Annotated in this window: 21 protein-coding genes and 1 pseudogene; 15 read left to right on the top strand and 7 right to left on the bottom strand. The window is 41.3% G+C overall.

The features are described from left to right. Positions 1–157: 157 nt before the first annotated feature. The 4 genes and pseudogenes from thrS to F975_RS12050 all read left to right on the top strand — a co-directional run bounded on the left by thrS (position 158) and on the right by F975_RS12050 (position 4018). On the top strand, positions 158–2080 hold the full coding sequence (gene thrS, locus F975_RS12065; RefSeq protein ID WP_004753681.1) for a threonine--tRNA ligase: 1923 nt from the start codon (positions 158–160) through the stop codon (positions 2078–2080). A 5-nt stretch (positions 2081–2085) separates the two neighbouring features. Continuing rightward, a complete protein-coding gene (gene infC / locus F975_RS12060) occupies positions 2086–2637 on the top strand; it encodes a translation initiation factor IF-3 (protein WP_081399815.1) in 552 nt (183 codons plus the stop codon). Between the two features lie 308 nt (positions 2638–2945). After that, on the top strand, positions 2946–3563 hold the full coding sequence (locus F975_RS12055) for a glutathione S-transferase family protein (protein WP_004753675.1): 618 nt from the start codon (positions 2946–2948) through the stop codon (positions 3561–3563). 26 nt (positions 3564–3589) lie between these two features. Next, positions 3590–4018, top strand: a pseudogene (locus tag F975_RS12050) (YqaA family protein). 34 nt (positions 4019–4052) lie between these two features. On the opposite strand, the gene F975_RS12045 reads toward F975_RS12050, so the two are convergent. Continuing rightward, the gene (locus F975_RS12045) at positions 4053–5306 is read right to left on the bottom strand and encodes an MFS transporter (RefSeq protein ID WP_004753668.1); all 1254 of its coding nucleotides are present in this window, start codon (positions 5304–5306) and stop codon (positions 4053–4055) included. A gap of 480 nt (positions 5307–5786) precedes the next feature. Between F975_RS12045 and rpmI the strand changes: the two genes are divergently transcribed. The 3 genes from rpmI (at position 5787) to ybiA (ending at position 7016) form a co-directional block, all read left to right on the top strand. Beyond that, entirely contained in the window at positions 5787–5981 is a 195-nt protein-coding gene (rpmI, locus tag F975_RS12040; RefSeq protein ID WP_001096359.1) for a 50S ribosomal protein L35, read from the top strand. Positions 5982–5993: 12 nt separating this feature from the next. Next, positions 5994–6353: a 50S ribosomal protein L20 gene (rplT, locus tag F975_RS12035; protein WP_004753667.1), complete on the top strand. Its 360-nt coding sequence runs from the start codon at positions 5994–5996 to the stop codon at positions 6351–6353. A gap of 111 nt (positions 6354–6464) precedes the next feature. After that, a complete protein-coding gene (ybiA, locus tag F975_RS12030; protein WP_004753665.1) occupies positions 6465–7016 on the top strand; it encodes a riboflavin biosynthesis intermediates N-glycosidase in 552 nt (183 codons plus the stop codon). 41 nt (positions 7017–7057) lie between these two features. Here the strand turns inward: ybiA and F975_RS12025 are convergent, their stop codons facing one another. Then, positions 7058–7534 carry a hypothetical protein gene (locus tag F975_RS12025; protein ID WP_004753663.1) on the bottom strand — a complete coding sequence of 159 codons (477 nt, stop codon included), beginning with the start codon at positions 7532–7534 and terminating at the stop codon, positions 7058–7060. A 132-nt stretch (positions 7535–7666) separates the two neighbouring features. After that, entirely contained in the window at positions 7667–8719 is a 1053-nt protein-coding gene (locus tag F975_RS12020; RefSeq protein WP_004753661.1) for a hypothetical protein, read from the bottom strand. A 156-nt stretch (positions 8720–8875) separates the two neighbouring features. On the opposite strand from F975_RS12020, the gene pheS reads away from it, so the two are divergent. The 3 genes from pheS (at position 8876) to F975_RS12005 (ending at position 12673) form a co-directional block, all read left to right on the top strand. Next, a complete protein-coding gene (gene pheS, locus F975_RS12015; protein ID WP_004753659.1) occupies positions 8876–9856 on the top strand; it encodes a phenylalanine--tRNA ligase subunit alpha in 981 nt (326 codons plus the stop codon). Between the two features lie 139 nt (positions 9857–9995). After that, positions 9996–12377: a phenylalanine--tRNA ligase subunit beta gene (gene pheT, locus F975_RS12010; RefSeq protein ID WP_004753657.1), complete on the top strand. Its 2382-nt coding sequence runs from the start codon at positions 9996–9998 to the stop codon at positions 12375–12377. Then, a complete protein-coding gene (locus F975_RS12005; protein ID WP_004753656.1) occupies positions 12374–12673 on the top strand; it encodes an integration host factor subunit alpha in 300 nt (99 codons plus the stop codon). The genes pheT and F975_RS12005 overlap by 4 nt, the downstream gene beginning before the upstream one ends. Positions 12674–12718: 45 nt before the next feature. Here F975_RS12005 and F975_RS12000 read toward each other — a convergent pair whose 3' ends face one another. Further along, a complete protein-coding gene (locus F975_RS12000) occupies positions 12719–13774 on the bottom strand; it encodes an SDR family oxidoreductase (RefSeq protein ID WP_004753654.1) in 1056 nt (351 codons plus the stop codon). A gap of 73 nt (positions 13775–13847) precedes the next feature. On the opposite strand from F975_RS12000, the gene F975_RS11995 reads away from it, so the two are divergent. Beyond that, a complete protein-coding gene (locus F975_RS11995) occupies positions 13848–14243 on the top strand; it encodes a MerR family transcriptional regulator (RefSeq protein WP_004753652.1) in 396 nt (131 codons plus the stop codon). 31 nt (positions 14244–14274) lie between these two features. On the opposite strand, the gene F975_RS11990 is transcribed toward F975_RS11995, so the two are convergent. The 3 genes from F975_RS11990 to trxA form a co-directional block, all read right to left on the bottom strand. Then, the gene (locus F975_RS11990; protein WP_034426348.1) at positions 14275–14517 is read right to left on the bottom strand and encodes a hypothetical protein; all 243 of its coding nucleotides are present in this window, start codon (positions 14515–14517) and stop codon (positions 14275–14277) included. 406 nt (positions 14518–14923) lie between these two features. Further along, a complete protein-coding gene (gene rho, locus F975_RS11985) occupies positions 14924–16186 on the bottom strand; it encodes a transcription termination factor Rho (RefSeq protein ID WP_004753649.1) in 1263 nt (420 codons plus the stop codon). A gap of 300 nt (positions 16187–16486) precedes the next feature. After that, complete coding sequence (trxA, locus tag F975_RS11980) at positions 16487–16810, bottom strand: thioredoxin (RefSeq protein WP_004753647.1); 324 nt, start codon at positions 16808–16810, stop codon at positions 16487–16489. A gap of 276 nt (positions 16811–17086) precedes the next feature. Between trxA and ppx the strand changes: the two genes are divergently transcribed. From ppx to proC, 4 genes are read left to right on the top strand one after another with little or no spacing between them, the layout of a single operon-like run. Then, positions 17087–18607, top strand: coding sequence for an exopolyphosphatase (gene ppx, locus F975_RS11975; protein WP_004753645.1), 1521 nt, complete (start codon positions 17087–17089; stop codon positions 18605–18607). 35 nt (positions 18608–18642) lie between these two features. Beyond that, positions 18643–19467 carry an acetyl-CoA carboxylase carboxyltransferase subunit alpha gene (locus F975_RS11970; RefSeq protein ID WP_004753643.1) on the top strand — a complete coding sequence of 275 codons (825 nt, stop codon included), beginning with the start codon at positions 18643–18645 and terminating at the stop codon, positions 19465–19467. Continuing rightward, complete coding sequence (tilS, locus tag F975_RS11965; protein ID WP_081399814.1) at positions 19404–20756, top strand: tRNA lysidine(34) synthetase TilS; 1353 nt, start codon at positions 19404–19406, stop codon at positions 20754–20756. The genes F975_RS11970 and tilS overlap by 64 nt, the downstream gene beginning before the upstream one ends. Before the next feature lie 17 nt (positions 20757–20773). Further along, complete coding sequence (gene proC, locus F975_RS11960) at positions 20774–21610, top strand: pyrroline-5-carboxylate reductase (protein ID WP_171063151.1); 837 nt, start codon at positions 20774–20776, stop codon at positions 21608–21610. Positions 21611–21633: the final 23 nt, after the last annotated feature.

Genomic DNA, 21633 nt, shown 5'->3' with positions numbered 1-21633 from the left:
TTATAGATTGAAATACAAAGGTTTCTTAAATAGCACAAGACGTGTAGAATCATAGGGGACTTTTTTAGCCACCGTTTTTATTTTGAGGTTTTCCTCGATTTTAATCTCGCGGTGACATGCTCTATTGTGCGGGGCATCACTCCTTAAGGATTTATTTATGCCAATTATCACATTGCCAAATGGCGATCAAAAAGCTTTTGATCAAGCTGTATCCGTTATGGATGTCGCTCTAAGTATCGGACCTGGACTGGCGAAAAACACTGTTGCAGGCCGTGTGAATGACCGCTTGGTTGATGCATCAGATTTAATTACCGAAGATGCAACGCTGCAAATTATCACGCCTAAAGATGAAGAAGGCGTCGAAATCATTCGTCACTCGTGTGCGCACTTGGTTGGTCACGCAGTTAAGCAGCTTTTCCCAGAAGCAAAAATGGTGATTGGTCCTGTCATTGAAGAAGGTTTCTACTATGACATCTGGATGCCACGTCCATTTACATTAGATGATATGGCTGCCATCGAAGAGCGTATGAAAAAGCTCATCGACCAAGACTATGATGTCATCAAAAAAATGACCCCGCGTGATGAAGTGATCGCAGAATTTACTGCACGTGGTGAAGAATACAAATTACGCTTGATTGCGGACATGCCAAACGAAACGCAAATGGGCTTGTACTACCATCAAGACTATTTGGACATGTGCCGTGGTCCACACGTACCAAATACAAAATTCTTAAAATCATTCAAGCTCACTAAAATCTCTGGTGCTTACTGGCGCGGTGATGCGAAGAATGAACAGTTGCAACGTATCTACGGTACAGCTTGGGCGGACAAGAAACAGCTTGCTGCTTATATTAAACGTATTGAAGAAGCGGAAAAGCGTGACCACCGTAAAATCGGTAAGGCACTGGACTTGTTCCACATGCAAGAAGAAGCGCCTGGTATGGTGTTCTGGCATCCAAATGGCTGGACTATTTATCAAGTGCTTGAACAATACATGCGTAAAGTTCAGCAGGACAATGGCTACCTTGAGATTAAAACACCGCAAATCGTAGATTTCACTTTGTGGGAAAAATCAGGTCATGCGGCAAACTATGCCGACAACATGTTTACGACTCATTCAGAAAGTCGTAACTATGCTGTGAAGCCAATGAACTGCCCATGTCATGTTCAAGTGTTTAATCAGGGTTTGAAATCTTACCGTGATTTACCAATTCGCTTGGCCGAGTTTGGCTCATGTCACCGTAACGAACCATCGGGTTCATTGCACGGTATTATGCGTGTGCGTGGCTTTACTCAAGACGATGCGCATATTTTCTGTACCAAAGAACAAATTGGTCAAGAAGTTGCTGACTTCATTAAACTGACTTTAGATGTATATAAAGACTTTGGCTTTGAAGAAGTGCAAATGAAACTGTCTACTCGCCCAGAAAAGCGTGTGGGTGATGATGCACTTTGGGATATGGCAGAGAAATCTTTGGCAGATGCGTTGGATGCAGCAGGTCTTGATTGGGACTTGCAACCAGGTGAAGGTGCATTCTATGGTCCGAAAATTGAATTCTCATTGAAGGACTGCTTAGGTCGTGTGTGGCAGTGCGGTACAATCCAATGTGACTTTAACTTACCAGAGCGTTTAGATGCGTCTTTTGTAACTGAAGACAATGAACGTGATCAACCTGTGATGTTACATCGTGCAATTCTTGGTAGTTTTGAGCGTTTTATTGGTATACTTATTGAACACTATGCCGGTTTCATGCCACCTTGGTTAGCACCTGTGCAGGCTTGTGTCATGAATATTACTGATTCTCAAGCCGAAGCATGTCAACAAGTCGTGGCAAAACTCAAAGAAAATGGTTTACGTGCCATTTCAGACTTGAGAAATGAGAAAATCGGCTTTAAGATTCGTGAACGTACACTGGAGCGTATTCCGTACCTTTTAGTTCTTGGTGACCGAGAAGTTGAAGAGGGTACAGTCAATGTTCGTACGCGCTCAGGAAAAAATTTAGGTACTATGTCAATTGATGCTTTCATTGACTTGGTGAAATCTGCCGTAGCCGAACGTGGCCGGTACATTGTGGAGTAAGAAAGATTAAACAGCCTGATCGTAACCAACAACAAGGTGGTAAAAGCAATCGTCCAGCATTGAACACTGAGATTCGTGCCAAAGAGGTACGGCTTATTGATGCTGAAGGTGAACAAAAAGGGATTGTTTCATTAAATGAAGCATTGCGAGCTGCAGAAGATGCTGATCTTGACCTTGTTGAGATCGTTGCAAATGCAGAGCCACCTGTTTGTAAAATCATGGATTTCAACAAGCACTTGTTTGATCTTAAGCAAAAGCAAAAAGATGCAAAGAAAAAACAACATCAAGTGCAAGTGAAAGAAATCAAGTTGCGCCCTGGAACTGATATTGGGGATTATAACGTTAAGCTACGTGCGATCCTCCGTTTCTTGGAAGAAGGTAACAAGGTTAAAATTACCTTGCGTTTCCGTGGTCGTGAAATGGCACACCAACAACTGGGTCTAGCTCAATTACAAAAAATTGAAACAGACGTGGCTGAATGGGGTGTTGTTGAACAAGCACCAAAAATGGAAGGTCGCCAAATGGGCATGTTACTTGGACCTAAAAAGAAAAAGTAATCGCTTGGTTTGACGTAAAAAAGCATCGCCAGTTTTGGCGGTGCTTTTTTTATTCATGCGATTTTCGCTGAGTTGATGTCATGATTCTGTTAAGATGCAATTGAGTATAATAAATGTAATATTTATGACAGTATCAGCTTTTAATTGACTGTAATTATTAATTTAATTCTCATAATATGATTTTAATATTTGTTTTTATCTTGATATATTGATTATTTTTATCAGTTTTATAGTTTTAGACCTTTCATAAAAACATGATATAACAGGCAAACCAAAACAGATGCACTCAAATAAGCAAAGGAATTCGAATGATTGATGTATATTATTGGGGTACACCCAATGGTCATAAAGTAACAATCGCGCTTGAAGAAATGGGAATTGAATATCAAATTTTCCCGATTAATATCTCAGAAAATGATCAGTTTCAACCAGACTTTCTAAAAATCTCTCCCAATAATAAAATTCCTGCGATTGTTGATCAGAATGGTCCGCGTGATGAGCCTATTTCTGTGTTTGAATCAGGTGCTATTTTGCAATATCTTGGGCGAAAAACGGGATTGTTTTATCCAACGGATGAGCAGCAGCGCGTTGAAGTAGAACAATGGTTGATGTGGCAAATGGGTGGCTTGGGACCAATGCTCGGGCAGAATCATCATTTTAACCGTTTTGCCAAAGAAAAAATTCCCTATGCGATTGACCGTTATATCAATGAAACCAAACGTTTATATGGTGTACTTGAAAAGCAGTTAATTGGTCAGAACTATGTGGCAGGAGAATACTCAATTGCAGATATGGCAATTTTCCCGTGGCTATGCCGTTATGAATGGCAAGGTATTGAGTTGGATGAGTTTCCAAATGTAAAAGCTTATATGCAACGTATGAACGCCCGTCCAGCGGTTCAAAAAGCATTGTCGATACACGTATAGTTTTTTACTTATCCGCCTTGGGTCTCATGAGTTATTGGTTGTTGTTTATCTCTGCTTTTGGGGCTGCAACGTTACTTCCTTTACAGTCAGAAGCTGTGTTGATGACTTTACTGGTGCAAGGTCATCACGATCCTGTATTGTTGTTGTTCGCTGCCAGTGTTGGCGATGTTTTAGGTTCATGTGTGAATTGGTGGTTAGGGCTTTAAATTGAGCATTTTAAGCATAAAAAATGGTTTCCAGTGTCTGAACCTCGTCTGAAACAAGCACAGCAGATATACCATCAATATGGTTTTTATTCATTATTATTGAGCTGGACACCAATTATTGGTGATCCGATTACCCTGATTGCAGGCTTGATGCGGGAAAATTTTTGGCGGTTTTTGGGAATAGTGACAATTGCCAAAACTGGGCGGTATATATGTCTGTATGTTTTATATTTAGGCATGTTTGGATGATTTGAGGGAAAAGATATTCCTTTCCCTCATGAAATTAATGTTGAGAGCTTTTATTGACATCCACATCAAATAGTTCAGAGGTTTTAATCCAGCTTACAATGACGACAGCGAGAGTCATGCATCCCCCGAAAATGGTTGCGGTGATGGTGCCCATGTATTTGGCCGCCAAACCCGATTCAAACGCACCGAGTTCATTACTACTAGAGACAAACATACCGTTGACTGCAGCAACGCGGCCTCGCATATTTTCTGGTGGGTAGAGTTGTAAAATTGTCTGGCGAATAACAACCGAAACGCTGTCACAAGCACCCGTCATGAGTAGTGCAAACAGTGAGAGCCACATATGGTTTGAAAAAGCAAACATGAGTGTAAATATACCAAACCCTGCCACAGCCAAAAGCATATTGCGCCATGCATGTTGAGTTGGAGGAAAACGAGTCAGCAAGAACATGGTGATGAGTGCTCCAATCGAAGGTGCAGCACGTAATAATCCCAAGCCTTCAGGCCCTGTCTTTAGAATATCTGAAGCGAAAATGGGCAGTAATGCGATGACGCCACCAAACAATACTGAAACCAAATCTAGCGAGATTGCCCAGAGTACAATTTTGGTATTCCAGATAAAACGGAAGCCTTCTTGCATACTTGACCAAAGCGCGGCTTTCTCCATCGCAGGAAATTGGCGTTTTTGGAGTAAATTCACCAAACAAAAGCAGGTAAACATCAACACTGCAACGGTCAGTAAGCTGGTTTCACGCCCTAACCCTGCCAGCATGAAGCCGCCAAGCATTGGTCCTAAAATCACGCCACTTTGCCAGCCAATCGTGGTCCATGTTGCCCCATTGGTATAGAGTTCACGTGGAATCAGAAAAGGTTTCAGTGAAGTTGCAGCGGGTGAATAAAACCCACGAATAATCCCAAAACCAAAAATAACGCTATAAATTCCCCATTTGAGCATTTCAACTGAAATGAGCTGGGCATCATAACGATGAAATAGTGTCCACAGAATGAGAGGCAATGGGAAAGAGAAAAATAGACAGATTTTCATGATGGTCTGTTTATTGAACTTATCCGCAAAATATCCTCCCCATAAAGACAGGCTAATAAAGGGGATGGCTTCTGCCAGACCAATCATACCGAGGGTTAGCGGGTCTTTGGTAATCTGATAAAGGCTGTATCCGACAATCACTTCCTGAATGAGGATACCGAGCGTTAAACAGAGTTGGTTAATCGTAATAATAGAAAAATCGCGATAGCGAAGTGCAGCAAAAGCATCCTGTTTTGTGTGCATGATATTAGAATATAAGCGATATAAAGAAGTCGATTATAGCGACATTGAACTAAGATTACTCTCATGATTTGAGATTTTAACTATTGAATATGGTGAAAATTGATATAAATTTTTAAGATAAATTCATCCATCATATTCACGAAAAATAATGTGGCAGGGTGGTTAGCTTTATGCTGACTTTGCAGGAGTCGATGAGCGTAACAGCTGAATAACACCGTGTTTATCACAGCCTGATTTTTCTCTGTAACAGAGATGCATCTCTAGCATTGGTTGAGCATACCTTGGCAATATGACAGATTTAAAAAATAGTCTCTCAAATCTATGACAAATTTTGTCTGAAGAATGGCTAGGTCATGTCAAAAATTAACAGGAGAAATGCTTTTGTTTTGAGCAAACTTACTATAAAATACTGCCTTCCTTACCTGCAGGTCGTTATTGCAATGGTGCAAACGAGCCGAACAGGTGCTTAAAGAGGTTGTTATGGCTAAGTTAAAAACTCGCCGTGGTGCAGCTAAACGTTTCAAAGCGACTGCTAACGGTTTCAAGCGTAAACAAGCGTTCAAACGCCACATTTTGACCAAAAAATCTGCTAAGCGTATTCGTCAGTTGCGCGGCTGTGTAATGGTTCACGTGAGTGACGTTGCTTCAGTTCGTCGTATGTGCCCATACATCTAAGGAGATTTATAAATGGCTCGTGTAAAACGTGGTGTAGTGGCTCATCGTCGTCACAAAAAAATTCTCGCTCGTGCTAAAGGTTACTATGGTGCTCGTTCACGCGTTTATCGCGTAGCGTTCCAAGCGGTAATCAAAGCTGGTCAATACGCTTACCGTGACCGTCGTCAGAAAAAACGTCAATTCCGTGCTCTATGGATTGCGCGTATTAACGCTGGTGCTCGTCAAAACGGTTTGTCTTACAGCCGTATGATCGATGGCTTGAAAAAAGCTCAAGTGATCATCGACCGTCGCGTGTTAGCTGACATCGCTATGCATGATGCAGTTGCTTTCGCTGCTTTAGCTGAAAAAGCTAAATCTGCTTTAGCTGCATAAGCTTAGAGATTCAAAAAAAGACCGCATTTTGCGGTCTTTTTTATTGGGTAAAATAATCAGAACAAATCTACTCGATTCCTTCGGGTTGATCTAAAAACGAGAATAATCAATATGAATGACCATTGTTATCTAGATAACCTAGTGCTTGCTCAGCAGCAAGGAAATAAATTCAAATATATCTACTTTTGGGGACATACACCAAAAGACCAAAATATTGTTGATAAAAGCTGTTTTAGTCAGTGGTATCCAAGTGCTTTTGAGTCAGATGGAACCTACTATGCTACGGCTGAGCATTATATGATGGCGCAAAAAGCCAGATTATTTCATGATGATGCGATTTTTGAAAAAATTTTACAGGCAGAACATCCCAATCAAGCCAAAGAACTTGGGCGTTTAGTTAAAAATTACGATGAAAAAATCTGGTTGAAGCATCGTTTTCAGATTGTAGTACAAGGAAATATTACCAAGTTTTCACAGCATGCGGCTTTAAAAGATTTTCTGTTGGCAACAGGGGATCAGATTTTAGTTGAAGCTTCTCCAGTCGACAAAATTTGGGGGATTGGTTTGGCCCAAGAGCATGAAAAAGCACAATATCCTGAACAATGGCAAGGTCTAAATTTATTGGGTTTTGCCTTGATGCAAGTCAGAGCTGTATTCAAGTAAAAATGAGGATGGCGTAGTGAAATCAGCTGTGCCATCGTGCTTTATTTGTTGATGGTAATGACTTTAACTTCAACTTTTTTGCAGTCTTTATCGATACAAAAACCCGAGAACCAGATCTCTCCACTTTCCCCAATCATCACGCCATGTGTGTTTGCAAACAAGTTTTCATATTTTTGTTCCTGAATAATTTTGACCAGCATTGGATCAAAGATTTCATCGTAACGTTTGAGTAAGTCTTGACGTGATTTAAACGTGGTTTTCTTGCCATTTAAATTGATTTTGATGGGATAGTTGATCATTGCAACCACTTGGTTTTTATGATGTTCATAGGTTGCAGTTTGAAAATCTTTTAAAAACTTCAGATAAGGCTGATGCTGACCATATAAAAAATCGAGGCGTTGATTGACTTCATGGGCGTTATCTGTAGCTGAGGAAGTGGGTTGTGCCCAACTGGTAAGAGGTAAACTTAATACAGCAACTAGACCAAAACGGCTTAAACGAGAAAAGTTTATCTGCATAGTTTTATCCTTTTAGTACCCAATAAGATGAATATCATCGATATGGGTTTTTTATAATTGTTGTAGATTAAAAGAAGGTTAAGTCAATCAAAAGATTGGCACATCTTTAAGATATACCAATCTGTCATCTCATTAAAAACCAAAATAATATGCCAAAGCACAAATCAACACTGTGATAATCACTAAAGCAATCACATTTTTATTTGAAATCTGATGCTTATGCTGTTCGCTGGTTGTTGCTTTATGCAGATGTAAACCAGAATGGGATGCTGTTTGAGCTTGTGGTGCTGGCGCGTCAAATGGTGTTTCAGGTTCTATGACTTTACGCTGTGCTGTTTGGTAGTGATTGGCAGTTTTAACAATAAATTTGCTGAATAAATCATCAAGTTTTACTGAAAAATGCTTAAAGGCGCGCTGTTCATCGACCGATGTAAAGGCCTGATTTTCTTCCTTATGAACTGTCGCTTGCTCAGCTAGATCAAGTTCTAAAGCTTCAAGTTTGATCAGTAATTCATTACTTAAACTCGCCTGATATTGTGCAGGAAGGAGTGCTGATTTTTCTTCTAGGTCTATCGCAATCTTTTGTGGTTGGGTCAGATTAAAGCCTGTGTAGTGCTGTTCAATAAAGCGTTGTTGCTGAACAGTCTGGGCATAAGTGGTATTGAAGAGTTCTTGGGTAAGATATTGCTGAATCCTTTCCCAATCAGGGGCTTGAAGGTCTGCCTGAATTTTTTTGTAGAGTTTGCTATTTAATTCAAAATTCCAGAATGTTTCTTGGCGAATCGGGCTTTGCTGGGAAGATGGAATGAGAAATTCCTGTTCGGCATTGAACCATTCTGCCAGTTCATTACCAAATACCCATGCCATTTTTTTCTTTTCATGATGACTGACAATAAAATGTGAATAGGGGAGTAACTCAATATTTGGGTTTGGGTTTTTTTCATCATTAAGCATGCTTGAAGCATGTAGGCTGAGACGAGTTGCTCCCTGTTTTTTTAGGTTTTCTAACCAAATTTGAAAATGCTGGGCAAGCAAATGCTGTGACATGAGGTCACGAAACGCAAAAGCATGTTCATCAAAAATAGGAAGCTCTCGCCACTGTTGCACACTGAGACCATGAGACAAATATTCATTGCCATAAGTCACTAAAGTCAGTTGTTGTTTCCAAATCGGGTCGAGTGCCATAGTGTTTCTCAGTATTACCGTTGCAATATTTTATACTTTTTACAAATCAGGATGGTATTAGAATTTTCATCGTGTACAAAGCTCATCAATATGCTGAAAAGCTGTTAGAATGACAAGTTTAATTTATTTTTTAACATTGATGCTTTGAGAGAAATTATGTCACTGGAAGCCCTGACCACTGAAGCGCTGGATGCAATTGCTGCAGCTCAAGATCTTGCTACACTTGACCAAGTACGGGTGCAGTTTACAGGTAAGAAGAGTCAGCTTGCAGAGCAGTCAAAAGCCTTAGGAAAAATGGATCCTGAACAACGTAAAGTTGAAGGTGCAAAAATTCATGCTGTTCGTGAAGCAATCAATAATGCTTTGACTGAGCGCCAAACTGCATTACAACAACAAGCTTTAGCTGCCAAATTGGCGAGCGAAACCATCGACATTACCTTACCGGGTCGTGGTCAGAGCATGGGTAGTATTCACCCTGTGACGCAAGTACAAGAGCGTATTTGCCAGTTCTTTACCAAGGCAGGTTTTACCGTTGCAACAGGCCCTGAAGTTGAAGACGATTATCATAACTTTGAAGCGCTCAACATTCCGGGACATCACCCTGCGCGTGCCATGCACGACACCTTCTATTTCGATGCATCGCATTTGCTACGTACCCATACGTCTGGCGTGCAAATTCGTACCATGGAAACCACACAACCACCGATTCGTATTGTCTGCCCAGGTCGTGTTTACCGTTGTGACTCTGACCAAACACATTCACCGATGTTCCATCAAATTGAAGGGCTGTATGTGGCAGAAAACACCAGCTTTGCTGAATTGAAAGGCTTGTTGGTGAACTTGTTGAATGAATTCTTTGAGAAAGATTTGAAAGTACGTTTCCGCCCATCTTATTTCCCATTTACTGAACCAAGTGCAGAAGTGGACATTATGGATGAGCGTGGTCGCTGGTTAGAAGTTTTGGGTTGTGGCATGGTGCATCCAAATGTTTTACGCTCAGCAGGCATTGACCCTGAAAAATATAAAGGTTTTGCCTTTGGTCTAGGTGTAGAGCGTTTTGCAATGTTGCGTTATGGTATCAATGACTTGCGTATGTTCTACCAAAATGATGTGCGTTTCTTGCGCCAATTTGCTTAAACAGATTTTTTAAAATCCTCTCCTAAGCTCTTCTTTGAAAAGAGGAAGCACTCCGCATTAAAGAATGAAATTTTCCGGCAATGTGGAAGTTGGACTAGAGAGGGGATTAAAGATTTTAGATATATAGGTTTTTTACGAAATGAAAATTAGCGAAAACTGGCTGCGCACATGGGTCAACCCAGCAATCGATAGCAATACATTATCTGAACAACTGACCATGCTCGGCTTGGAAGTCGATGAGCTTTCGCCTGTAGCCAAAGCATTTACAGGCGTTGTGGTGGGTGAGGTACTGACAGTAGAACAACATCCAGATGCAGACCGCTTACGTGTAACTACAGTGAATATCGGTTCAGGTGAGCCATTACAAATCGTGTGCGGTGCGCCAAACGTGTGTGTAGGCATGAAAGCACCTGTTGCAACCGTTGGTGCAGTTTTGCCAGGCGATTTCAAAATCAAAAAAGGCAAGCTTCGTGGTATTGAATCACACGGTATGTTGTGTGGCGCTTCAGAGATTGACCTTGAAGATAAAATCGATGGTTTGCTTGAACTGCCTGAAGATGCGCCAATTGGTGTTAACATTCGTGAATACTTGAAACTTGATGACAACGTCATTGATATTTCAATTACACCAAATCGTGGTGACTGCTTTAGTATCCGTGGGATTGCCCGTGAAATTGGGGTAATTAACCAATTGCCAGTGACTCAGCCTGAGATTCAACCTGTTGCAGTTACCATTGCAGATGAAAAAGCAGTTGTTGTGACTACACAAGGTGCACCACGTTATTTGGGGCGTGTCATTAAAAATGTCAACGTGAAAGCAGCGACACCAGAATGGATGGAGCAAGCCTTGACCCGTTCAGGTGTGCGCACGCATAGCATTTTGGTGGATATTACCAACTACGTCTTGCTTGAACTTGGTCAGCCAATGCATGCATTTGACTTGGCAAAACTTGAAGGTACGATACAGGTTCGTCAAGCAACAGCACAAGAAAAACTGCAATTGCTCAATGAGCAAGAAGTGGAGCTGAATGAAGATGTCATGGTAATTGCAGATGATGCAAAAACCTTGGCAATCGCAGGCATCATGGGTGGTCTGGCATCGAGCGTGACCGATGACACTCAAGATATTTTCCTTGAAAGTGCATTCTTTAACCCGCTTGCAATTGCAGGACGTGCGCGCCGTTTCGGTTTGCACACTGATTCATCTCAGCGTTTTGAACGTGGCGTAGACTTTGAATTGCCAATTTTGGCAATGAACCGTGCCTCACAGTTGATTCAACAGCTTGCAGGTGGTGAATTTGGTCCTGTAACTGTAGCTGAACAGACAGACCTATTGCCAAAACGTGAAGCGATTGAACTGAATCAAGCACAAGTGGATCAATTGCTGGGTTATACCGTGGCAAGCGACTTTATTACCGATGCTTTAACCCGTTTAGGCTGCGCAGTAACGGTCAAAGCACAAGGTGAGTGGTCAGTTGTACCGCCATCACACCGTTATGATATGGCAATCTACCAAGACTTGATTGAAGAAGTGGCACGTATTCACGGCTATGACAACATTCAAATCAGCTTGCCAAAAATTGATGTGCAATTGGCGACATATCAAGACCGTTTTGAATTGGCTCAATTACGTCAAACCATCGCAACTTTGGGTTACCAAGAAGCGATCAGTTTTAGTTTTGCTGATTTGAAATTGGAAAAACAACTCAATCCAAATGTACAGCCATTGGCATTGGCAAATCCAATTTCGAGTGATTTGGCAGTCATGCGTAGCACTTTGCTATCGAGTTTGATTCCTTGTGTGCAGTACAACCTGAACCGTCAGCAAAACCGTGTACGTTTCTTCGAGTTAGGTCTGCGCTTTGATTATCAAAATGCAACCAATATTGATGAGCTTAAACAAATCCCGACGCTGGCGTTAATTGCGGTAGGTTCGTCTGCACCAGAGCAGTGGCATGTGAAAACTCAGCCAATGGATTTCTTTGACCTGAAAGGTGAAGTTGAGCAAATTCTTGCGGCTGGACGTGTGAATGTTGAGTACCAACGTTCGACTCGTGAATGGCTACATCCTGGACAGTCGGCTGAAATTGTGGTTGATGGTCAGTCAATTGGTTACTTGGGTCGTTTGCATCCATCATTGGAAAATGAATTGGATTTGGGTACAACTTGGGTGGCTGAACTCGATCAAACGGCTGTTTTGCAATCTTATGTATCTAATTTTACAGAATTATCACGTTTTCCGTCGGTTAGACGTGATATTGCGCTTTTAATTGATGATAAGATTGAGGTAAAAGAGATTCAGCAGTTAATTCAACAAACTGGTGGAGAGCTTCTCGATTCAACGTGGTTGTTCGATGTATATACTGGACAAGGGGTTGAGGCTGGTAAGCGATCGTTGGCATTTGCTTTGTTGTGGCAACATGCTTCGAGAACACTAGAAGATGCTGAAATTAAGTCAGGTATGGATCACATCATTGAAGTGTTGCAAAACACTTATCAAGCAACATTGAGGGCGTCATGACAGCATTAACAAAAGCAGAAATGGCAGATCATTTAAGTGAGCTTACGAATTTAAACCGTCGTGAAGCCAAACAAATGGTTGAGCTATTCTTTGATGAAATTAGCCAAGCATTAATCGCTGGCGAACAGGTTAAACTTTCGGGGTTTGGGAACTTTGAGCTACGTGACAAACGTCAGCGCCCTGGTCGCAACCCGAAAACGGGCGAAGAAATTCCAATTTCTGCGCGCCGCGTAGTCACCTTCCGTGCTGGTCAGAAGTTTAGACAGCGCGTGGGTAATGAAATCGAACAAGACTAATCGAGTCTTGGAAAGAGAAGGGGTGATTGATTCACCCCTTATTTTTTATAAATAATGCTGCTTAACCCAAGCAACACTTTGCATCAGCTGTTCTTCTAAAGACGATTGAGATGCATGATGCACTGTATATGATTGATTTGGTGTTAGTGGTTCAGTACGTAGAAACTCGAGCATTTCCCGAGAGAGATTGAGGTGCTGGGCAAGTGGTTGCCATCTGAGTAGTGTTGCTAGTATTGGAAGTGGAACACAAAAGCGAGGAGGCTGGATTTTGAGCTGCTTTGCAATCAATCTGACAACGTGATGAAAAGATAAACTTTGCGGATGTACCAGCAGAATTTCCTGTTGATAACTCGATGTATCCTTTAAACACTGAGTAATGCCCTGAACTACATGATCTACACTTACCCACGGTAAGGTGTGTTGAGCTGAGCCAGGAAGAGCAAGCATTTTACCTTGATTAATCTGTTTAATAATTTGGGTAAATACCTGATGCTCTGCCACTTCGCCAGTGCCTTGAGCACCTATTAGTGTCGCTGGATGAATCACTGTCCAGTCCAGTTTAAGCGCTTGAGCAAGTGCTAGGCTACGAAAATGCGCTTCAATTTTTGAAGCTTCATAGCTACCCAGTTGGTTGTAAAGCAACTGCCAGTTACTTTGCAGTGGTTGTGCTGGATCAATGCCATATTGCTGCAAGTATGTTTGTAACGTCAGCATATAGCCTGAAATCAGTATGACTCTCTGTAGTTGTGTCCGTTCTTTTAAGAGTTGGATGAGGGTTAAACTGCCATTAACATTGGTCATTTGAGCTTGCGCCGCAGTTAAATTCCATGCAAATAAAACACCTGTGTGGATCAATGTATCTACTTGAGTTAAATGCTGCCAATCTGAAGTGGATATAGCCAAATCACTTTGTGCTAAATCTCCTTGAATACATTGTAAATAAGCAGTATCACAGCCTTTCTCTTGTAGCCATTTGCATAAGCTAGGCATCTGCTGTTCAGGATTGCGGAGTAGGGCAATCACGTCTTGTTTTTGCTGTAATAATTCTAATAGTACAAATCGTCCTAAAAAGCCTGTCGCACCTGTGATTAAAATCGCCATAATTTTTCCTGTAGGGTTATATTGCGATTTAGTCTAAACTGTGGAGTCCACTCTATAGTCAAGAAGAATAATCATGCTTATTCATGCATTAGGAAAACGAGTAGGCTTAAGTCGAGATGCGCTACGTTTTTATGAGAAACTGGGATTAATTGAGGCTCAGAGAGCTGAGAATGGCTATCGCCATTATTCTGAACAGATGGTTTTTCGTTTAGAACTGATTCAGTTAGCAAAGTCGTTGGGGTTTCAATTGAGTGAAATTGCAGACTTAATCAAAATACTGGCAATACAAGAACAACTTTCTGCTGAACAGTTACAAGAGTCCTTAAAAGGAAAACTTGTAGAAGTTGAAGAAAAATTACAGCAATTGCATACGTTAAAAGAATTACTAGAAGGGATGTTACAACAGCAGCTTTGTCCTATTCAGCTTAACTGTATCCAAAATTTAGGCATAAAAAAAGAGAGTCATTAGACTCTCTCTTTTTTCACTAGATTCGGATGAATTAGTGAGAAGCTGGAGCAGAAGCTGGAGCAGAAGCTGGAGCAGCATCAGATGCAGCAGCAGCAGTAGCTTCAGATGCAGCAGCAGTAGTAGCTTCAGATGCAGCAGCAGTAGTAGCTTCAGATGCAGCAGCAGCAGAAGCTGGAGCAGAAGCTGGAGCAGCTTCTTGAGTTTTCTTAGCACAACCAACGAAAGCTAAAGTTGTAACAACAGCAGCTGCGATAGCAATTTTCTTGAATAACATGGCATCACTCTCATAAATTAGAGACAAAAAAAACCTAAGCAAACTTGTTTGTGCTTTAATTATCCCTATACGTTCGATAGGTAACAACGCATGGAGCAAGTTTGCTGGCATGACAATATGCTATCACTGCACATATTGAATTACTACTGCTGAATGAAAAAAAACGCAAAAAAAACGGGTTTTTTAGGGGGTGTTTTAACAGAAAATAACAATAAAAAAGAAAATTACATTTGGATAAATGATGGAGTAACTATTGAAAAAAGCACAGACTTTTCTTTGAGGTGAAATAAATGAAAAAATGAGTAAAAATAAATTTTAACAAATAAGTAAAGAGATTGTGAAGATATGTAATTGTTGTCAACTTCAAGCCACTAAAAGCGTTAGTGGCTTGAAAATAGCGGATGAATTATTGTTTACGTTTCATTTGTTCAAAGAAATCGTCATTGGTTTTGGTTTCTTTCATACGATCGAGTAAAAATTCCATTGCTGTCAACTCATCCATTGGATGAAGTAGTTTGCGTAGAATCCATACTTTGCGTAGGTTGTCTTCACTCATGAGGCGTTCTTCGCGACGAGTACCTGATTTTTTCAGGTTCATGGCAGGGAAGACACGTTTTTCAGCAATACGACGGTCAAGCGTAATCTCTTGGTTACCCGTACCTTTGAATTCCTCATAAATCACATCATCCATTTTACTGCCTGTTTCAATCAATGCAGTTGAGATGATGGTCAATGATCCACCTTCTTCAATATTACGTGCTGCACCAAAGAAACGTTTTGGACGTTCAAGTGCATGGGCATCTACACCACCAGTTAAAACTTTACCTGAAGATGGAATAACTGTGTTGTAGGCACGTGCTAAACGAGTAATCGAATCGAGTAGGATGACGACATCTTTTTTATGTTCAACTAAGCGTTTGGCTTTTTCGATGACCATTTCGGCAACTTGTACATGGCGCGCTGGTGATTCGTCAAAGGTTGATGCAACAACTTCACCGCGAACTGTACGTTCCATTTCGGTGACTTCTTCTGGGCGTTCGTCAATGAGTAGAACAATCAAGAAAACTTCTGGGTTATTGCGTACAATTGATTGAGCAATGTTTTGCAACAACATGGTTTTACCCGCTTTTGGCGGTGCAACAATAATTGAACGTTGCCCTTTACCAATCGGTGCGATTAAATCAACAACACGAGCGGTTAAATCTTCTGTTGAACCATTCCCGAGTTCCATGATCAGTTGTTCTGTCGGGAAAAGCGGGGTTAAGTTTTCAAATAAGATCTTGTTACGTGAGTTTTCAGGTGTATCGTAGTTAATTTGGTTAACTTTTAATAATGCAAAATAGCGCTCGCCTTCTTTTGGAGGGCGAATGGTTCCTGCAATTGTGTCACCTGTGCGCAGGTTAAAACGTCGAATTTGAGACGGGCTAACATAGATATCATCAGGTCCAGCGAGGTAAGAACCCGCTGCTGTACGTAGGAAACCGAAACCATCAGACAAAATTTCTAAAACACCATCGCCAAAGATTTCTTCACCGTTCATGGCATGACGTTTTAAAATCGCGAAAATAATATCCTGTTTACGGTTACGCGCCATCCCCTCAAGGCCCATAAACTCAGCAATTTTAATGAGTTCGCCAATCGGTTTTTTCTTGAGTTCAGTTAAATTCATAGGTGGTCAGTGTGTGTCGATGTAAGAACATCTAGAGTAACGATTTGGAAGTAAATGCAAGAGTCAGCCGCATGCAATGAAAGTTGCACAATAAACGCAGAATCTGGTTAGTTCATTGTTCGAAAATCAAAATAAACAATTGCAGTGCCGAGCGGCGATCTTTTGTTGTGTTGCAAGAAAGGACTTGCTTAAGGCTTTGCCTTCCTTGAGCAATAAGAATATAAGTGACATCTGGGGAATTGTCAATTTACACCAAACAAAATACGCAAAAAATGGCGTATTTTGTCGGATTTTTTAGATTTAGATATTTTCGTCGATAAACGCAACAAGACGTGAACGAGGCACAGCACCGACTTGTTGAGCAACAACTTCACCATTTTTGAACAACAATAATGCAGGAATATTGCGAATGTTGTAGTTCACAGCAGTTGCTTCACAGTTGGTGACGTCAACTTTAACAACTTTCACTTTACCTTCGTATTCGCGAGATAAGTCTTCTAAAACAGGAGCAATCGCTTTACAAGGACCACACCAGCCAGCCCAAAAATCTACAAGTACAGGTGTTTCAGAATCCAGAACGTCAGCTTTGAAATCTGCGTCTGTGGTATTAACTAGGTTAGACATACAAATGCTCCAATATGATCAGTTGTCAATAACAGTCTTTATTTATATAGATATATAAGTATTACACAGCTATTTTCAACATCATAGTCTGATGAATAGTTGCATTCTCGGATGCCACTGGTTTTTTGTCTAATGGATCATCACGATTGATTTAATCGACAGTAGCAATAATCATGAAAATCTAGTGAAAAACTGGCTGTTCAGCCCGTAAACTGCTTTTCAATTTGCGGTGAGTGAATTACTCTAAGCAGCAATTAAGTTGATTTGTTATGCACAATGTCTGATTTTCTGATTGATGAAGAATTGCTCGCTGCAATTGATATGGGGTCAAACAGCTTTCACTTGGCAATTGCCCGTGTAGATCACGGAGAAGTTAAGAAAGTTGTTTCAATGTCGGAAAAGGTACAGCTTGCTGCTGGATTAGATGAAAATAAAAATTTAACCGAAGCGGCCCAACAGCGTGGTTTAGCGTGTTTGGCACGTTTTGTCGGACGTTTAAGTTCAGTACAACCGAATCGGTTGCGTATTGTGGCGACCAATGCGTTACGCCAAGCTAAAAATGGACATGAATTTATTCAGCAAGCAGCTGAAATTTTGCCAAAACCAATTGAAATTATTGCTGGGCGTGAAGAAGCACGTCTGATTTATTTGGGTGTCTCACATACCATGGCTAATGGTGGTCGTCGATTGGTGATTGATATTGGTGGGGGATCAACCGAGTTTATTATTGGCGAACGATTCGAACCTTTATGTACTGAATCTTTGCAAATGGGTTGTGTGGCTTTCACCAAAAAATATTTTGAAGATGGTGAAATTAATTATAAAAATTTTAATAAAGCGTTTGTTGCCGCCTGTAAGGAACTTTCTGCGATTGCCAACTATTTTAAAGCAGAGGGTTGGGATACGGTTGTTGGTTCAAGTGGAACAATTAAAGCGTGCCGCCAGATTATGGTCAACATGGGCTGGAGTGATGAACAAGAAAGTGTGACTCGTGAAGGCTTAGAAAAACTCAAAGATAAATTGCTTAAATATAAGCATGTTTCAGAAATGGAATTTTCTGGCTTAAAAGAAGATCGCCGAGCAGTTTTGCCAGCTGGGGTTGCTATTTTATATGCAGCGTTTGAAGTTTTGGATATTGACCATTTGATGTATTCAGATGGTGCATTACGTGAAGGTGTGATGTATGACCTTCTGGGTCGTTTTAAGCATGAAGATATCCGAGATCGTAGTGTACAGGCACTGATTGGTCGTTATAGTGCTGATCCAAAACAAGCGGAACGTGTCGTAAAAACTGCTCAATTTTTATTTGACTCAGTTGCGAGTAAACTAAAATTAACTAATGAAGACAGTGACTTAATTCGTCGTGCAGCTTATTTGCATGAAATCGGTTTAGCGATTAGTCATGGTGGATATCATCGTCATGGTGCATATTTGTTGCAGCATTCTGATATTCCTGGTTTCTCGCAAATTGATCAAAATCATCTATCACATTTGGTTGGACATCACCGCCGTAAATTGCGTAGTGAAAGCAAAATGGATGTTTTAAAGGTTGGGGGACAGTCTTTAGTTTATCTTTGCTTGCTGCTTAGACTGGCTGTTTTACTCAATCATAGTCGTAGTGATCAGATGCTTCCTGCCATTGAATTAGAGGTCTTGGATGCGCAACAATGGCAATTAACTGTTTCTGGCGATGCGAAACAATGGCCATTACTGGTTGCAGATTTGCACGATGAGCAAGAGCAATTTAAGCATTGGGACATTGATTTGATCATTCAGTCGGAAAAATTTATTGATTAACTCGATTCGGTTAATTTAAGGATAATATTCGACCTATGAAAAATAAATCTGCTCAATCTAAAGCATGGAAAACTGTACAAATCGCACGTCATCCTGACCGCCCACAGTTTTTAGACTATGCAAGTGAACTATTTGATGAGTTTGATACATTGCATGGTGACCGAGTTTTCGGTGATGATGGTGCAATGATTGGTGGTTTAGCGCGTTTTAATGGCCAGCCAGTCATGGTGGTTGGTCAGCATCGTGGTCGTACCACTCGCGAGCGTTTAAAACACAACTTTGGTATGTGTAACCCAGAAGGTTATCGTAAATCACAGCGTTTACTTGATCTTGCTGAGCGTTTTAACTTGCCTGTATTTACCTTTATTGACACCATGGGTGCTTATCCTGGTGTGGGGGCAGAAGAACGTGGTCAAGCAGAAGCGATTGCAACGAGCCTTGCCCAGCTTTCTCGCTTAAAAGTGCCAGTGATTGCGACTGTACTTGGTGAAGGCGGTTCAGGTGGTGCTTTAGGAATTGGGGTTGCTGACCGTGTGATCATGTTGTCACATAGTATTTATTCAGTGATTTCACCTGAAGGTTGTGCATCTATTTTGTGGAAAACTGCTGAGAAAGCTGAACAAGCCAGTGAAGCGTTGGCATTGACTGCTGACAAATTACAAAAAATTGGCATTGTGGAACACATTGTTGATGAAGGCGAGGGCGCGCATTTAAATCCTGACCAAGTCATGGAAAACTTACGTGAAGTGCTCACTCAGACCTTGGCAGAATTACAACCGATGGATGCTGAAGCACGATGCGAAGCACGTTATCAACGTTTAATGAAATTTGGAAGCAGCAACTTAGGTTTAGCATCTTAAGAGATGCTGACCAGTATTTCTCTCAGCAGAGCTTTCTAATTGGATGTAGCGGCGGCATGGATTCCATGCTGTTGCTATATTTGATGCACTCACTCTTTCCTCAGCGTGTTCGCGCCATTTATATTGATCATCAATTACAAGCACCGAGTCAAACTTGGGGTGTAATGGTTGAAGATTTTTGTCACCAGTTTAATATTCCTTGTGTTGTTCAGGCTGTCGAAGTTGCTTCTGGTAACCTTGAGCAGCAAGCACGTCATGCGCGTTATGCTGCCTTTTTACAACATAAGCAGACGAATGAAGTATTGGTTCTGGCACATCATCAGCAAGATCAGGCAGAAACAGTGCTTTTGCGGTTATTGTCAGGAGCAGGCGTGGGCGGTCTGGCAGCGATGCGTGCTATAGATGTGCGTGATGATTTCACCATCTGGCGACCTTTACTGGATATTTCCCGTGAACAGATTGCACAGTGGGTCAGCCAGTTACAGCTTCCTTATATTGATGATCCTACCAACGCTGATCCACATTATGATCGGGCATGGTGTCGTACTGAGCTATGGCAAATATTGCAACAGCGCTTCCCGCAAATGCAGTCGGCTTTGGCTCGTAATGCACAATTAATGCAGGATGCAGAGGATATTTTACAAGAGGTTGTACAACAAGACTGGCAGCAATGTGGTGATCACACACGTTTAAACTTGAATACCCTGCAACAATTGACACCTGCACGGCAACGACAATTACTGTCTGCATGGATGAAAGGAGAACTGACTTATCGCCCGAGTTTGGATGCTGTACTGCGTTTGCAGCAAGAAGTAATTCAGTCGAGAGCCGATGCGCAAGCTTGCCTGTTTATTAAGCCTTATTATTATGTGCGTTTTCAAAAGCAGATATACCGCTTAACCACGCAGCAGTATTTATGTAAGCAAACAGATGTGATTCCAGTGCAACAACAAGTTCGATGGACAAAACAACAGCCTGTTACATTGATTTCAGGTGAATATACTTGTCGTGAGTCGGAATATGGCCTATCTCCTGAATTGTTAGATACACCGCTTATGCTGTATCCACGTGTGGGGGGAGAAAAGGTTCATTTGTATGGTCGAGTAGGTGCATGGCCACTGAAAAAAGCCTTGCAGGATGCACAAATTTTTCCTTGGTTACGTCATCGGGTGCAAATTTTGGCAAAAGATGATGTTATTCTAGGAGTCTTTACCCCTCAGGGATTTTGGCTTGCACAGTCTTGTTACTGTCAGCATGGTGGATGGCAGCCAAAACTTATCCATGAGTAATAAAAACATTGTCGAGTATGAGCATGAACAGCGCTTTAAATTGCAATATCAGTTTTATCGGTGGCGGAAATATGGCTCAAGCCTTAATTGGCGGGTTAATTTCACGTGGTCTTCCTGAAAATCAGATCCAAGTTGCAGATCCCGTTGAGCAAATTCGTTTAATCCTGCAAGAAAAAAATATTGCGGTATTTTCTGATAATGCTAAAGCAATTGAAAATGCAGATGTGGTCGTGCTTGCAGTGAAACCACAGGTTTTAGCAGATGTTTTAAAACCATTACACGGCTTGTTTGAAGGTAAGTTAATTATTTCTATTGTTGCAGGCGTGACGATTGAGATCATTGCAGCTTTGACTGGAACGCAGCGTATTGTGCGGGTCATGCCAAATACTCCAGCACTGGTACAAACAGGTGCGCATGGTATGTATGCGGATGCTTCGGTGAGTCAAGAAGATCGTAATTTAACGGGTAAAATCTTAGCAGCAACAGGACTAGGGCTTTGGGTAAATACTGAAGCACAAATCGATGCTGTAACAGCAGTATCTGGCTCAGGGCCTGCATACTTTTTCTATTTGATGGAAAGTATGATTCGCGCTGGCAAGAATATGGGGCTAGATGAAAAAGTCGCTGCTGCATTGACTTTGCAAACTGCTTTGGGTGCTGCACAAATGGCTATCAGCAGTGATAAGACGCCTGCTGAGCTGCGTAAAAATGTGACATCACCAAATGGTACAACCCAAGCTGCTCTTGAAGTGTTTGATCGTGCACAGGTTTCACAAAGTATACAGACAGCATTGGCTGCTGCTCAAAAACGTAGTCAGGAATTGGCTCAAGAATTAAGTGACAGTATCAAATAAATTGAAAGGTAGGAAAAGTAGCC

Source organism: Acinetobacter brisouisimilis, assembly GCF_000368265.1.
Taxonomy (GTDB): Bacteria; Pseudomonadota; Gammaproteobacteria; order Pseudomonadales; family Moraxellaceae; genus Acinetobacter.
This window is presented reverse-complemented; position numbering and strand designations above follow the sequence as displayed.

Bases quoted from the DNA above. Each gene is read 5' to 3' on its own strand.
- pheT (WP_004753657.1), top strand. From the start codon at position 9,996: ATGAAAATTAGCGAAAACTGGCTGCGCACATGGGTCAACCCAGCAATC.
- F975_RS12045 (WP_004753668.1), bottom strand. From the start codon at position 5,306: ATGCACACAAAACAGGATGCTTTTGCTGCACTTCGCTATCGCGATTTT.
- F975_RS12000 (WP_004753654.1), bottom strand. From the start codon at position 13,774: ATGGCGATTTTAATCACAGGTGCGACAGGCTTTTTAGGACGATTTGTA.
- pheS (WP_004753659.1), top strand. From the start codon at position 8,876: ATGTCACTGGAAGCCCTGACCACTGAAGCGCTGGATGCAATTGCTGCA.
- F975_RS11995 (WP_004753652.1), top strand. From the start codon at position 13,848: ATGCTTATTCATGCATTAGGAAAACGAGTAGGCTTAAGTCGAGATGCG.
- F975_RS11990 (WP_034426348.1), bottom strand. From the start codon at position 14,517: ATGTTATTCAAGAAAATTGCTATCGCAGCTGCTGTTGTTACAACTTTA.
- thrS (WP_004753681.1), top strand. From the start codon at position 158: ATGCCAATTATCACATTGCCAAATGGCGATCAAAAAGCTTTTGATCAA.
- trxA (WP_004753647.1), bottom strand. From the start codon at position 16,810: ATGTCTAACCTAGTTAATACCACAGACGCAGATTTCAAAGCTGACGTT.
- tilS (WP_081399814.1), top strand. From the start codon at position 19,404: ATGCGAAGCACGTTATCAACGTTTAATGAAATTTGGAAGCAGCAACTT.
- F975_RS12020 (WP_004753661.1), bottom strand. From the start codon at position 8,719: ATGGCACTCGACCCGATTTGGAAACAACAACTGACTTTAGTGACTTAT.
- F975_RS12005 (WP_004753656.1), top strand. From the start codon at position 12,374: ATGACAGCATTAACAAAAGCAGAAATGGCAGATCATTTAAGTGAGCTT.
- F975_RS12025 (WP_004753663.1), bottom strand. From the start codon at position 7,534: ATGCAGATAAACTTTTCTCGTTTAAGCCGTTTTGGTCTAGTTGCTGTA.
- F975_RS11970 (WP_004753643.1), top strand. From the start codon at position 18,643: ATGAAAAATAAATCTGCTCAATCTAAAGCATGGAAAACTGTACAAATC.
- rho (WP_004753649.1), bottom strand. From the start codon at position 16,186: ATGAATTTAACTGAACTCAAGAAAAAACCGATTGGCGAACTCATTAAA.
- F975_RS12055 (WP_004753675.1), top strand. From the start codon at position 2,946: ATGATTGATGTATATTATTGGGGTACACCCAATGGTCATAAAGTAACA.
- proC (WP_171063151.1), top strand. From the start codon at position 20,774: ATGAGCATGAACAGCGCTTTAAATTGCAATATCAGTTTTATCGGTGGC.
- rplT (WP_004753667.1), top strand. From the start codon at position 5,994: ATGGCTCGTGTAAAACGTGGTGTAGTGGCTCATCGTCGTCACAAAAAA.
- rpmI (WP_001096359.1), top strand. From the start codon at position 5,787: ATGGCTAAGTTAAAAACTCGCCGTGGTGCAGCTAAACGTTTCAAAGCG.
- ybiA (WP_004753665.1), top strand. From the start codon at position 6,465: ATGAATGACCATTGTTATCTAGATAACCTAGTGCTTGCTCAGCAGCAA.
- ppx (WP_004753645.1), top strand. From the start codon at position 17,087: ATGTCTGATTTTCTGATTGATGAAGAATTGCTCGCTGCAATTGATATG.